Source organism: Amycolatopsis sp. NPDC043889, assembly GCF_056435645.1.
Genome location: NZ_JBWKEC010000005.1, coordinates 314726 through 327005 on the forward strand (window position 1 = coordinate 314726; position 12280 = coordinate 327005).

Consider the following 12280-nt stretch of genomic DNA (forward strand, 5'->3'; position numbering starts at 1 on the left):
GCGCGACAATGGGGTCATGAGCATCGAGACAGGAGTCGGCGGACCGAGGCTGCTCGCCCAGGGCCCCATCGCCACCGTCTACGCGGGCCGGGATCCCGCCACGGGCAACGACTTCGCGATCAAGATGTTCCCCGGCGCCTTCGACCGCGAGACCTCCGCGTGGCTGGAACGCGAACGGAAGGCGCTGGCCGCCGTGCGCTCGACGCGCTCGGTGCTGCAGATCGACGACGTCCTGACCGACGCGGGCGGCCGATCCGGGATCCGCCGCGAACTGTGCCCTGGTTCACTCGCCGGTCTGCTGGATTCCGGTGCCAGGCTGGGTGTTCCCGACGTGCTCGCGCTCGGCGCCGCGATCGCGTCGGCACTCGCCGCGGCGCACGGCGCGGACGTCGTGCACGGCGGGGTGAGCCCGCACAACGTGCTGTACCGCGCCTCCGGCGAATTCGTGCTCGCCGATTTCGGGGTGGCCCTGCGTCGGCGATTCCCGCGCGACCCGATGTACGCGGTCGAGTACACCGCGCCGGAAACCCTGCGCGACGACACGCTTTCCCCCGCGTCCGACCTTTATGGACTCGGCGCGGTGCTCTACGCCGCGTTGACCGGCACACCGCCCTTTCCCCGGCACACCGGGCAACAGCCCGGTGAACGGATCCTCCAGGTGCTACGGGAACCGGTCGCGCCGATCCAGGACCCGGGCGTCCCGAGTGAGCTTTCCGCCACGATCTTTCGGTTGCTGGCCAAGGAACCGGCCGACCGGCCGCAGGACGTCGCGTCGCTGGCGCGGTTGTTCACGAAGCTGCGGCAGCCCGGCGGCGAAGTCGTCACCGGGGAACCTGTCGACGTATCGGCCGAAGAAGAAGACGCCGACGTCGAATTCGACGACTTCGCCGTGATCCGGCAGCCCGCCGCCCCGTCGCCGGTCCAGGTGGTGCGAACGCCGCCCTCGGGCGGCCGGACCCTGATCCGCGAGTTCAGCGGTCCGCTCAAGACCGAGCGACGGCTTCCCTGGAAGCCCGTCGCGCTGGCGGGCGCCGGAGTGCTCGCCGCCGGGCTGGCCGTGGTGCCGCTGGTCCTCGTCCCGGCGGAGATCGGCGGGCAGGCCGTCCCGGTCGCGGCCGCGATCCCGCCGCCCGCACCGGCTTCCGCTCCGGCGCCGGACGTCAAACTGGCTCTCGCCCCGCCGCGGGACCAGAGCGATCACGTGCAGCTGACCTGGACCGCGGAAGGCGAACTGGACTTCGTCGTGATCATGGCGGGCGAGCGGCTCGAGACGAAACAGCTCGTCGCCCACCGCCAGCGCAGTCTCGACGTCCCGGTCGACCCGGCGCGCCGGTACTGCTTCCAGCTCAGGGCGACCGACGGCCGCCACATCTACACCACCGAGCCGGTCTCGATCCGCGGCGCCCGCTGCAACCCGTGAGCGTTTCGTCTCGTGAGTGGTAAGGACGGTTCTAACCGTCCTTACCACTCACGAGGCCTTGGATCCCCCGGCCCGTCCCTTGACCGGCACCAGGGTTCGCGGCTCGAGTGCCGCCAGCACCCGAGCCGCGAACGGTCTGGTGGCCAGGCCCCGGCGTACCTCGCCGACTTCCTGCCACGCTCGCCGGACCGCGCCGTCGCCCACCGGGACGCCGGACCACAGCGTCACGTCCAGCACCTTGGCCAGCCTGGCGACCGGCTCGCGAATCCCCTCCCCGGCAAGCGATCCGGCCGATTCGGCGAGATCGCGCGGGGTCATCCCGATCCGGAACGGCACCCCGTGCGCGCGCAGCCGGTCACGGATCTCGTCCCAGGCGCCGAGCACCCCTTCCTCGCCGGTCCGTCGGCGGCGCCGTCGTGCGCGGATCACCTTCGCCGCCGGAACCCCCACGAGCCACAGGAGTCCGAAAAGGACGATCGCGCCGACGAGGGCGGGCCACCACCAGCTGACCCCCGCTTCCGCGTTCTGGTCTTCGGCGGAGTCCGGCTGCGTGCCCGGCGGGAGCTGAGGCGGCCGCAGTTGCTGTTCGGCGGGCAGCTGGGCCCTCGCCTTGGCGACCGCCTTGCCGGGGCCCGCCTGGCTCCGGCTCGATCCCACGGCCGCGGCGGTGGGGTCGAGCGCGACCCAGCCCGCCCCGGCGACCGCGACTTCGGGCCACGCCAGGACATCGCGGTTCCGGACGACGTGCGTGTCGCCGTCTTTCTCGGCCGAACCGCGGAATCCGACGACGAGCCGCGCCGGGATCCCGCTCATCCGCGCCAAGACCACGTACGCGGCGGCGAACTGCTCGCTCGTCCCTCGCTTGCTCTCCAGCAGGAAGTGCCGAAGCTGCGGCCAGCCGTGCCCGGTCGGCAGTTCCTCCGTGCCCGTCGCGACCTGGTAGTTCGTGCTGAGGAACCGTTCCAGCTGCAACGCGGACTGGAACGTCGGGCGCAGGCCGCGCACGGCGTCCTTCGCCACCTGCTCGACGTCGGGCGGCACCGCGCCGAGTCCGCCGAGCCCGCCCGGTGCGTGCGCGTCGACTTCGCCGGAGCCGAGATCGACCTCGGGTGACGACCAGCTGAGCCGGTAGTCCCGCACCGAGGTACTGGACGGCGATTCCAGCATCAGCGTGCCCGCGGACTGGTCCACCAGCGGGGTCAGACCGTCCACCCCGGTCAGATCCTGATGGCTCGGCAGCCAGGGTCCCGAAAGCCCGCGCACCTTGAGTTCGGCGCTGCCGCCCGCACCGCCGGGAGCGCCGTCCAGACCGGCGCCGAGCCGGTGGAGCCGGGAATCGGACAGCCAGTTCGCGCCGTCGAAACCGTTGAGAACGATCAGGCGCCACTGGTCGACCGGGGTGTCGCCGCGGTACCGGAACACCTCCTCGCCGGGCCGGATGAGCCGCTGGGCGATCTCGTCCAGCGGGTTGGCGACCCTGCTTCGCGGCGGCGGCGCGGCCTGGGTGTCCTTGAGCGTCAGCGGATCGCGGCCGACCGGATCGAGCACGGCGAACGCGACCGATCCGGCGACCAGGGCGACCACAGTGGACAGTGCGGGCCAGACCGCCGATCCCGTCACCCGCCAGGAACGCGGCACGCCGGGTGCCCGGCTCACGGACCGGACGCGGCGCCCCGACCACAGCAGGAGCCCGGCGGGCAGCGCGAACCCCAGCGCCGCCGCCACCGCGACGAGTCCCGTCAACGCCTCATACGCCTGCGCCAACCCGGCGACGGCCAGGCTGGGCACGAGCGCCACGAGCGGCTTCTTCAGTCGCAGCACCAGTTCAAGCCCGAGCACGACGGCGAGCAGCACCGACAGCGGCACGAAGAGCAGCTGTTCGGGGACCGGCAGCGCGGGCCAGGTGGACTGCAGCGTGAGCTGCCAGCCTTCGGTGAAGCCGCGCGCCAGCCCGCGCACCGAAGCGCCGGTCGGCAGGGCGGCGAGCGTGGTCGACGTCAGCACCGTCTCGATCAGCCCGAGCAGACCGAGCACCGCGACGAGCACGGGCCGATAGGGAGTCAGCTTGGGGAACTTCGCGGTCAGTTCGGCGCAGCCATACGCGACCAGGACGACCACGAGTACCGGCACCAGCAGTTCCGCCCAACCGAACACGGGCGCGAACAGCATCCCGGCGACGCCTGTCGCGCCGAGCAGCCCGGCGACCGCGAGCCGATCGAACCGGGCGCTCATGCCTTCCCCACCAAGGAGTTCCATTGGGCCGCGGCACCGGCGGCATCGACCGCGATGATCAGTCCACCGGAGCCGGCCGACGGCCTGAGGTCACCGAGCCGGACCACGGTGTCGGGCCGCCAGCGGGCCGTGTGGCCGAGATCGGCGTCCGGGCCGGTGACCACCACGAGCACCCCGCCGGGGCGTTCGGCGGCGGCCAGGACCGAGGGCAGCAACGGCGCGTCGTCCGCCGCGTCCTGCGTGACGAGCGCGAGTTCGTCCAGCAGCGTCCTCGCCGCGCGCACCCCGCTGTCGGTCGGCGTGTCCGCGCCGGCGGAGGTGATCAGGCGGCAGTGCTGCCCCGCCGACGCCGACGCGTAGAACAGGGAAGCCGCCACCTCGACGGCCTCTTCGAAAACGGCGGGCGTCATCGACGCGGGCCGCGTGTCGAGCACGGTGGTGAACCGGGGCTGGGCGGGGTCGGCGTACTCGCGCACCATGAGCCGTCCGGTCCTGGCCGTCGCCTTCCAGTGCAGATGCCGGACCTCGTCCCCGATCACGTACTCCCGCACCGCGCGCAGATCCGCCGAACCACGCAGTGGCGGGTCGGTGATCGGGCCTTCGTGGTGGTGCCTCGGGTGCCCGGCCTGCGCCGCGCGCACCGAGTGCCGTCGCGGATGCACCCACAACCACGCGGAATCCCCGACGGTCCGGTCTCCGCGAGCGAGGTCGAACAGGTCGGGCCGATGCACGACGAGCGGGCCGACGCGCAGTTTCCCGCGTGTCGCCGTCGGGAGCTCGTAGTGGTACGTCGCTTCGGCGCCGGGTGCGAGCGGGCGGACCCGCAGTCGGTGCGTTTCGTTCCCGATCCCGTCCCCCGCGGCGAAACCGCCGTGCCGCCGCGAACCGGTGTTGCGCACGACGAGCGAGGCCAGCGCGGGTTTCCCCCGCTCGATCCGGTCCGGCTGGACGGTCCGGCCGATCTCGACCTGTGGCCGGAACCTGGTGGTGGCCAGCGCGATCAGCACCGCGCCCGCCGCGATCCCGGCGAAGGCACGGAAAAACGTGTACCCGGCCAGTTCACCGAGGGTGTAGGACCCGGCGGCGAAGGCCAGCACGATGACGCCGCGGCGGGTGAGCCGCACGCCTACCTCCCCATCGCGGCCATGGGAGCGGCCGTCGCGCCCAGGAGTTCGTCGACGATGTCGGCGGTCCGCCGCTGGTTGAGTTCCGCGTCGGGGGTCAGCACGAGCCGGTGGTCGAGTACCGGATGCGCGACGTCCTTGACGTCGTCGGGGGTGACGAAGTCGCGGCCGAAGGTGGCGGCGAGCCCTTGCGCCGCCCGGATCAGCGCGATGCTGCCCCGCGGGCTCGCGCCGTAGCGGACGTCCGGATGCGACCGGCTCGACGCGGCCAGCCGGACCGCGTAGTTGACGATTTCCGGTGCCAGATGGGACTTCCGGACCTCGTCGATGACCGACTGGACGTCGGCGATGCTCAGCACCGGCTTGAGTTCGTCCGGCGTGACCCCGGCACAGTCGCCCATCACGACGCGCATCTCGGATTCCAGATCCGGGTAGCCGACCGAAATCCGCATGAGGAACCGGTCCAGCTGAGCCTCGGGCAGCCGGTAGGTGCCCTCCAGTTCGATGGGGTTCTGCGTGGCCACCACGAGGAACGGCCTCGGCACCGCCTGGCCGACCGAATCGACGGTGACCCGGCGTTCGGCCATCACCTCCAGCAGCGCGGCCTGGGTCTTCGGTGTACCCCGGTTGATCTCGTCCGCCAGCACCACGTTGGCGAAGATGCCGCCGGGGTGGAACTGGAAGCGTTCGGCGTTCTGGTGGTAGACCATCACGCCGGTGATGTCGCCGGGCAGCAGGTCGGGGGTGAACTGGATCCGGCTCCACCGGCCGCCGATGCTGGCGGCGACACAGCGCGCGATCGTCGTCTTCCCGACGCCGGGCACGTCCTCCATCAGCAGGTGCCCTTCGGCGAACAGCGCCGCCACGGTGAGCCGGACGACCTCCGGTTTGCCGCGCACCACCGATTGCACGTTCTCGGCGATCTGCTCGTAGGCGACCCTGGGTGTGAGCGTCACAGAAGTTCCTTTTCCTTTCGTCGGCGCAGGCCGACCAGTGCCATCGGGCCGAGCCAGACCAGCGCGCCGCCGTTCATCGACGGCGAACCGGTCCAGCTGTCCGAACCTGTGCCCCCGGACGTCTTGATGGTGGCGGTCACCGTAATGGCGCCGAAATAGACCACGTTGTTGATGGGCAGACTGGTGGCACCGGAGCAGGCCTTCGAGGCCGAGACGGCGTCACCGTACTTCGCCTGGCAGGTCGCGGACGCACCCTTCCCGTTGGCCGTAATGTCGACGATCAGGCCGGTCCCCACCCGGACACCGGTGATGGTGATGGTCGGCGGATCCGACGGCACCGGCACGGTGACCTTCCGGCTGCCGGTGGCGCCGGTGAGCGTGGAGCCCGAACCGAACTTCGTCACCGCGCGGACCGTGACGGTCGCGGTGCCCGTGACCCCGGTGAATTCCGCGGACGTGCCCGAAACCGTGCGCTGGCCCTTGCCCGTCACGCTGACCAGGTAGTGCACCAGCGTGCCGCCGCGGAGGTCGGGCTGGGTCCAGCTCACCGAAACCTTGCCTGCCGCGGTGGCGTTCGCGGTGACGACCGGCGCCCCGGCCGGCCGGTTCGCGGGTCCTGGGATGACCGCCTTGGCGCTGGCGCCGGGGCCGATCCCCGCCGAGTTCTCCGCGACCACGGTGAGCACATACGGGGTTCCGTTGCGCAGCCCGGAAATCGTCGTCCCTCGTGACGATCCGCCGACACGCGTGGACCCTCCTGTCCAGGTCACCCGGTAGCCGGTGATCCGCGCGCCGTTGTCCGCGGCCGGGCTCCACGAGACCTTGATCGAGCCGTCCCCGGACGACGCGCTCACCTTCCTCGGCGCGCCGGGCGGGGTCGCCTTCGCCACGGGCGGGGGCGCCTGCTGGGTGTTCGGCGGAGCCTGCTGCTGTTGTTGCGATGGCGGGGGCTGGTCGCCGGAGGGTTCCGGACCGGCCGACGGCGCGCCCGCGGTCTGGCTGCTGGCCGCCTTGTCGACGTCGACGTCGACCACCGTGCCGTCGTCGCCGTTGACGACCAGGACGTGCGAGCCGTCGGAGCTGTCGACGTAGATCCGGTTGTCCTCGCCCTTGGCCAGCCTCGGCGCCGTTCCCTGGCCCGGCACCTTCGTGGTCGACCGGAGCTTGCCGGTGGCGTCGTAGGTCAGCACCTCACCCCGGGTCTCGTCGACCATGGCGACGACGTTCGACGAGGAGAGCGGCCCGTTGAACCGGCTGCCCTTGGACAGCTCGACCGAAATCGGCTTCGCGGACGGGCGGTCCTGGTCGAGGCCGCTGATGTCGATGAGGTGGAGCTGATTGCGCTCCGGATCGGCGATGGCCAGCCGGTCGCCGACGGCGCTGTTGGCGACCTGCGCCGACGGCGAGAGCTTGATGCCGAGCGGAAGACCGTCGCCGAGCCCGTCCGGGCCGACGCGGTGGAGGCTGTCGCCGGTGGTGTCGAGCACGACCGGCTGGTCGCCGACGAGCGTCAGCCCGCCGCCGTGTCCGGGCGGGAGCTGCGCGGGGCAGGTCATGACGGCGGCGCCCTTGGGCAGTTCGCAGACCGAGCCGTTGTCGACGCGGTGCGTCCACACCGTTCCCTCGGTCGTCGCGACCGGCCGGGACAGTGGCCCCCCTGCGGGCACTGTCGCGGCCGGGTCCCCGAGACGCACGATCTGGCCGGCGTTGCGGTAGACCAGGTACGGACCGCCCGCGACCTCCATCACGAACGGGGTTTCCGGCGCGGGCGGCGGCACGGACTCCTCCACGCTCAAGGTCGCCTTGTCGAACTCCGTGATGCGGTTCCGCTCGACCACGTAGCCGGAACCGTCCCCCTGCGCGACCTGGCTGCCGTTCGCGCCGGGCACGTCCGCGCGCGCGTCGACGCGGTTCGTCGAACCGTCGACGTGGAACGCGGACTGGGCGGCGTCGTTGTAGACCCAGTGACCGACCTGGACGAACTCCAGCCGCTCGGGGGTCGCCGCCTGTCCGGTCACGGCGAGGCCGACCAGCGCCAGGCAGCCCGCGACCACCAGCGCCACGGCCATTCTCGTCCTGGCCACCGCGCTGAACCGCTTCTCGGTGTTCACGCGATCAAGCTAGAGAGCGACCATGAAATTTCGATGAAACAGCCTGTCTCGCCGCTCGCGGGCGCCGTGTCATCGAAACCTCATGTTGGCCGGGGCAGCCTGAGGCGACACGGTTGAGGAGGCAGGACGATGACCGATCTCGGCGCGGCCAGGACGGGCGGGCGGTACCACGCGCCGCCCCCGCCGCTTCCCCGAGCCGCACCGGCCGCACCGCGGGCCGAGGCCATTCCCGATCCGCTCGCCTACGCCGCGCCGGCCGCGCGGGCCGCCGCCCGTGAGGCCGCGCTGGCCGCGCTCACCGCCGCTCGCCAGGCGGAGCGGCGACCGCGAGGATTCGCGGTGGTACCCGTACCCGCCACGGTGCCCGGTGCGCCACGGCCGAATCCACCGGCGCCCGTCGCGGTGCGGCGGTCCGGACGGTTCGGCGGGATCGGGGTGGCGCAGATCGTGTGCTGGCAACTCGTCCTCGTCGCGCTCGTCCTGGTGGCGGGGAGGCCATGGCCGCTGGCGGCCGCGGTGGTCACCGCCGCCGTCGTGGTCCTCGCGCTGACCACCGTGCGGATCCGCGGCCGCTGGCTCTACGCCTGGCTCGGTTCGGCGTCCGGCTATCTGACGCGGGACCGTGACCGGGATCTCCGGAACGCGGGAGAGGCGGGCCGGGCGCTGCTGCGCCTGCTGTCGCCGGAAGCGGCGGGGACGGCGGGCGAGATCGGCGACGAGACGGTGTTCATGGTCAGCCGTGCCGACGGGATCACCGCTGTGCTGCAACCGAAATCGGCCGTACGCGAACAGCCGATGCCGTCGCCGCTGACCTTGCTGCCGCCGGCCCGCGAACAGGCGTCGGACGTCGCCGCGCAGGTCATCCACCACGTCGGCGCGGACCGTTCACGGCCACCACGGGGCTGGGTCGCGTTGCAGGCGCTGCGCACCGTCGACGCCCACCGCGACGCGGATGTGCGGCAGGCACTCGGGAACACGGTCCGGCGGGTGCGGCGGCAGCTCCATCGCGGCGGACTGCCGGTGCGGGCGCTCGCCGAAAACGAGGTCCTCGGCGTACTCGCCTCGCTGGCGCACGTCACGGCCGGCCGGGCGCGCATCCGCGAGGACTGGCGGTTCTGGCACAGCGGCCCGATCTGCCAGGCGACGTTCCGCCTCGACGGCTGGGACGCGCTTTCCCCGGTACTCGCGGCGGATCTCTCGCGCCGTCTGCTCGCCGCCGCTCCCGGGTCCGCGGTGACACTGGCCGTGACCGCCCGCCGGAGCGCCGCCGAGACCGAACCGCGCGTCAGTGCCTCGATCCGGATCGCCGCCGCGGGAACCCAGGCGGTGGAACACGCGGTGCGGGACCTGGAACTCGCCGCCCGCCGGGGCGGGCTCACCCTGGACCGGCTCGACGGCAGGCACGCCAAGGGAGTGGCCGCCACGCTGCCGCTCGGGGTCAGTTGAGCACGACGATCGCGGCGGTGAGCGCGGTCGCGTACAGCGTCCAGGCGAGGTACGGCAGCAGCAACGCGGCCGAAATCCGGGAAGACCGGCGGAAGTACAGAGCGGTGACGACGATCGCGACGTCGAGCAGGACGATGTCGGCGAGGGCGAGGCCGTAGGCGCCGGCCGCGAAGAACAGCGGCGTCCACGCGGCGTTCAGGACCAGTTGTACCGCGTACCAGGTCAGCCCCCGGCGGTCGCCACCCGCTTTCCAGTACAGCCAGCCCGACACCGCGATGGCGAGGTACAGAACCGTCCACACCGGACCGAACAACCACGCGGGCGGCGCGAACGACGGCCGTTCGAGTCCACTGTAGACAGAGCGGGCGTCGGCCGCGGCGAGTCCGCCGACGAGTGCGACCACCGCGACCGCGGCCAGGAACGGGAGGAACGCCAGCGGTGCGCGGAGTCGTCCTGGGATCGCAGTCATCTTTCGAGCGTACGGCCGCGAACACGCTCTCGCGCGCTCAAAACCCGATCGCGTCCGCGCGGGCACGACCCTGAGCTCGTCCGCGCGATGAACGACGACACTTTCCTTGCCCACGTGGCCGACACGCTGGCCGCGCTTCCTCGGTGCACGCCGTCACCCTCGGCGGGTCCCGCGCGCAGGACACGCACGGCCCCGGCAGCGACTGGGATTTCGCCGTCTACTACCGCGGCGGCTTCGATCCGGCCGACCTCCGGGCCGTCGGCTGGGACGGCGAGGTCTCCGAACTCGGCGCGTGGGGCGGCGGCGTGTTCGACGGCGGTGCCTGGCTCACGATCGACGGCAGGCACGTCGACGTCCACTACCGCGACCTCGGCTCCGTCGAACACCATCTCGCCGAAGCGCGGGAAGGCCGGTTCCACTGGGAGCCGTTGATGTTCCACCTCGCGGGCGTCCCGAGTTACCTGCCCGTCGCCGAACTCGCGGTCAACCGCGTGCTGCGCGGCGACCTGCCGCGGCCGGACTACCCGGAAGCGCTGCGGGAAACGGCCCCGGCGATGTGGCGAGGCCGCGCCGAACTGACCCTGCGTTACACCCGTGGCGCCTTCGTCCCGCGCGGGCAGGCCACGGAGGTCGCGGGCGCGCTGGCCACCGCCGCGATGGCAGCGCGCGGGATTGCGCGAGATCGACACGGTCGTCGCGGGTTTGCGCGCGGACCCGGACGCCCTCGCCAAGGCGCTGGACGACGCGGAGACACTGCTCCGGACGGCCACCTGAACCCTGTGGCGCGCGTCACGGAATGACCGGCGATCGTCAGCGCTACAGAGAGATAAGACCCGTTCCGTAGCAAGGGAGTGACATGTCCGCCACCGCCACGCCGGAAGAAACCGCTCTGGCCGTCCCCGCTCTCGACGACTTCGACTTCCCGCTCACCGATGGTGCCGCCTGCCGCATCGACGACCCGGACTGCGAAGCCTGCCAGTAGGGCTGCGGCCGCGTGTCCGTGAAGGCCTCCTTGCCTACCTTCAGGGTAGGGAAGGAGGCCTTCACGGCGTTTCGGGCACTAGCCCGGCCTCAGTTCGCTCGCCCGTCGACGGCCGCCACGATGAGCTCGGCGCACCGCTTGACCGGCAGGCCCCTTTCCCGGGCCATCGCTTCGAGGGCCGCCTGTGCGGCCTGCCCGTGCAGGCCTTCCGCGGCCAGCACTTTCAACGCCAGCTCGACGACGTCGGCGGCCGGCTGGGAATCGGGTCGGACCAGCATCGAAGAACCTCCGGCTCGCTCGGCGAACGGCACCGGGTACCCGCCCGGCGCCGTGTTCACACCCTCACCGCGAAGAGTTGCGATCCCTCCTGTCGTCGACGGCGGACCGCCGGACCTGCTCGGTGTGCATGCCGATCTCGCCGAGCCGTTCGGCGAATCCGGTGTGCTCGCGGGGCAGATGGGCGCGAAGGTCGGCCAGCGGCGCCAGAAGACCGGTGACGTCGTCCTCGCCGAGCACCGCGCTCAGCCTCTCGGCGCTTTCCTTGGCCTTGGCGTTCAATCCGTCCAGCGCGCCCGCCTGACCGGCCAGCTGCCGCAGGATCGCCGAGTTGCGCCGCGCCCACTCGGCCACCGCGCGATCACCCGCCCGCCGGTCTCGTTCCGCGTCGACCCGCGCCTCCCCCGTGCTCTCCCCGCCGTCGGACGGCCGCAACCGCAGGAACCGCCGCTCCGCCGCCTGACGGCTCGCGACCCCCAGCGCGGGGGCGAGCGCCGTCCAGCTGGTGCCGCCCGCGCGAGCGGCAGCGATCAGCTCCGGCTCCCAAGCCGCCAGTTGCTCACGGACCGTCTTCAACGCGACCAGCGCCGCCAGGAGCCTCTCCGGTTCCGAAACGCCGGAGCGGGCCTCGGCCACCACGTCGCGCACGGTGCGCACGGTCTGGGCGGGGTCTTCGTCCATGCCTGTCATCCAATCGACGACTCGACGGTTGTCATCGTTCCGATGACATGTTAGAACAGTAGTGCGTGTTGACACCAATGACAACGACCCAGGAGGTGGAACCCGATGTTGATGCGCACCGACCCGTTCCGCGAACTGGACAGGCTGACCCAGCACATGTTCGGCACCGCGAATCCGGGCACCTGGTCCAAGCCGGCCACCATGCCGATGGACGCGTACCGCGAAGGCGACGAGTTCGTCGTCTGCTTCGATCTTCCCGGTGTCACCGCCGAGGCGATCGAGCTGGACGTCGAACGCAACGTCCTGACCGTCAAGGCCGAGCGGCGCCCGTTCGCCGGGAAAGACGTCCAGATGCAGGTTTCCGAACGTCCGCTCGGTGTCTTCTCCCGCCAACTGTTCCTCGGCGAAGCGCTCGACACCGACAACATCGCGGCCGGCTACGAAGCGGGCGTGCTGACCCTGCGCATCCCGATCGCCGAGAAGGCCAAGCCGCGGCGCATCGAAATCACCGGTTCCACGTCGGACCGCAAGGAGATCCAGGCCTGAGTGTCCCGTCCGGTGCGGGCCCCGGGTCCCGCACCGG

12 protein-coding genes are annotated in these 12280 nt (G+C 71.8%); 5 read left to right on the forward strand and 7 right to left on the reverse strand.

The genetic code is table 11. The features are described from left to right. Window positions 1-16: 16 nt before the first annotated feature. Window positions 17-1420 carry a serine/threonine protein kinase gene (locus AC0685_RS13645; protein ID WP_478225794.1) on the forward strand — a complete coding sequence of 468 codons (1404 nt, stop codon included), beginning with the start codon at window positions 17-19 and terminating at the stop codon, window positions 1418-1420. A gap of 48 nt (window positions 1421-1468) precedes the next feature. Here the strand turns inward: AC0685_RS13645 and AC0685_RS13650 are convergent, their stop codons facing one another. From AC0685_RS13650 to AC0685_RS13665, 4 genes are read right to left on the reverse strand one after another with little or no spacing between them, the layout of a single operon-like run. Next, the gene (locus tag AC0685_RS13650) at window positions 1469-3652 is read right to left on the reverse strand and encodes a transglutaminase TgpA family protein (RefSeq protein WP_478225795.1); all 2184 of its coding nucleotides are present in this window, start codon (window positions 3650-3652) and stop codon (window positions 1469-1471) included. Continuing rightward, window positions 3649-4776, reverse strand: coding sequence for a DUF58 domain-containing protein (locus AC0685_RS13655; RefSeq protein WP_478225796.1), 1128 nt, complete (start codon window positions 4774-4776; stop codon window positions 3649-3651). Before AC0685_RS13655 ends, AC0685_RS13650 begins: the two co-directional genes overlap by 4 nt. 2 nt (window positions 4777-4778) lie before the next feature. Beyond that, window positions 4779-5732, reverse strand: a complete 954-nt coding sequence (locus AC0685_RS13660) for an AAA family ATPase (protein WP_125673415.1) — start codon at window positions 5730-5732, stop codon at window positions 4779-4781. After that, window positions 5729-7843 (reverse strand): fibronectin type III domain-containing protein, encoded by a 2115-nt coding sequence (locus tag AC0685_RS13665; protein WP_478225797.1) that lies wholly within the window; start codon window positions 7841-7843, stop codon window positions 5729-5731. The genes AC0685_RS13660 and AC0685_RS13665 overlap by 4 nt, the downstream gene beginning before the upstream one ends. 129 nt (window positions 7844-7972) lie before the next feature. Between AC0685_RS13665 and AC0685_RS13670 the strand changes: the two genes are divergently transcribed. Next, entirely contained in the window at window positions 7973-9289 is a 1317-nt protein-coding gene (locus AC0685_RS13670; protein ID WP_478225798.1) for a type VII secretion protein EccE, read from the forward strand. On the opposite strand, the gene AC0685_RS13675 is transcribed toward AC0685_RS13670, so the two are convergent. Next, a complete protein-coding gene (locus tag AC0685_RS13675) occupies window positions 9282-9758 on the reverse strand; it encodes a TspO/MBR family protein (RefSeq protein WP_478225799.1) in 477 nt (158 codons plus the stop codon). The two genes, AC0685_RS13670 and AC0685_RS13675, sit on opposite strands and share 8 nt — an antisense overlap. A 143-nt stretch (window positions 9759-9901) precedes the next feature. Between AC0685_RS13675 and AC0685_RS13680 the strand changes: the two genes are divergently transcribed. Both AC0685_RS13680 and AC0685_RS13685 read left to right on the forward strand, forming a co-directional pair. Beyond that, a complete protein-coding gene (locus AC0685_RS13680) occupies window positions 9902-10558 on the forward strand; it encodes a nucleotidyltransferase domain-containing protein (protein ID WP_478225800.1) in 657 nt (218 codons plus the stop codon). A 56-nt stretch (window positions 10559-10614) separates the two neighbouring features. Beyond that, on the forward strand, window positions 10615-10740 hold the full coding sequence (locus tag AC0685_RS13685; RefSeq protein WP_007031507.1) for a hypothetical protein: 126 nt from the start codon (window positions 10615-10617) through the stop codon (window positions 10738-10740). Window positions 10741-10829: 89 nt separating this feature from the next. On the opposite strand, the gene AC0685_RS13690 is transcribed toward AC0685_RS13685, so the two are convergent. Both AC0685_RS13690 and AC0685_RS13695 read right to left on the reverse strand, forming a co-directional pair. Next, the gene (locus tag AC0685_RS13690) at window positions 10830-11078 is read right to left on the reverse strand and encodes a hypothetical protein (protein WP_478225801.1); all 249 of its coding nucleotides are present in this window, start codon (window positions 11076-11078) and stop codon (window positions 10830-10832) included. Window positions 11079-11082: 4 nt separating this feature from the next. Continuing rightward, window positions 11083-11697, reverse strand: a complete 615-nt coding sequence (locus AC0685_RS13695; protein WP_340683454.1) for an HSP18 transcriptional regulator — start codon at window positions 11695-11697, stop codon at window positions 11083-11085. Between the two features lie 105 nt (window positions 11698-11802). Here AC0685_RS13695 and AC0685_RS13700 point away from each other — a divergent pair, with 105 nt between their 5' ends. Next, a complete protein-coding gene (locus tag AC0685_RS13700; RefSeq protein ID WP_478225802.1) occupies window positions 11803-12243 on the forward strand; it encodes an Hsp20/alpha crystallin family protein in 441 nt (146 codons plus the stop codon). Window positions 12244-12280 lie beyond the last annotated feature (37 nt).

Excerpts from the sequence above, each read along its gene's own strand:
- AC0685_RS13645 (WP_478225794.1), top strand. The coding sequence starts at position 17 with ATGAGCATCGAGACAGGAGTCGGCGGACCGAGGCTGCTCGCCCAGGGC.
- AC0685_RS13650 (WP_478225795.1), bottom strand. The coding sequence starts at position 3,652 with ATGAGCGCCCGGTTCGATCGGCTCGCGGTCGCCGGGCTGCTCGGCGCG.
- AC0685_RS13670 (WP_478225798.1), top strand. The coding sequence starts at position 7,973 with ATGACCGATCTCGGCGCGGCCAGGACGGGCGGGCGGTACCACGCGCCG.
- AC0685_RS13675 (WP_478225799.1), bottom strand. The coding sequence starts at position 9,758 with ATGACTGCGATCCCAGGACGACTCCGCGCACCGCTGGCGTTCCTCCCG.
- AC0685_RS13685 (WP_007031507.1), top strand. The coding sequence starts at position 10,615 with ATGTCCGCCACCGCCACGCCGGAAGAAACCGCTCTGGCCGTCCCCGCT.
- AC0685_RS13695 (WP_340683454.1), bottom strand. The coding sequence starts at position 11,697 with ATGGACGAAGACCCCGCCCAGACCGTGCGCACCGTGCGCGACGTGGTG.
- AC0685_RS13700 (WP_478225802.1), top strand. The coding sequence starts at position 11,803 with ATGTTGATGCGCACCGACCCGTTCCGCGAACTGGACAGGCTGACCCAG.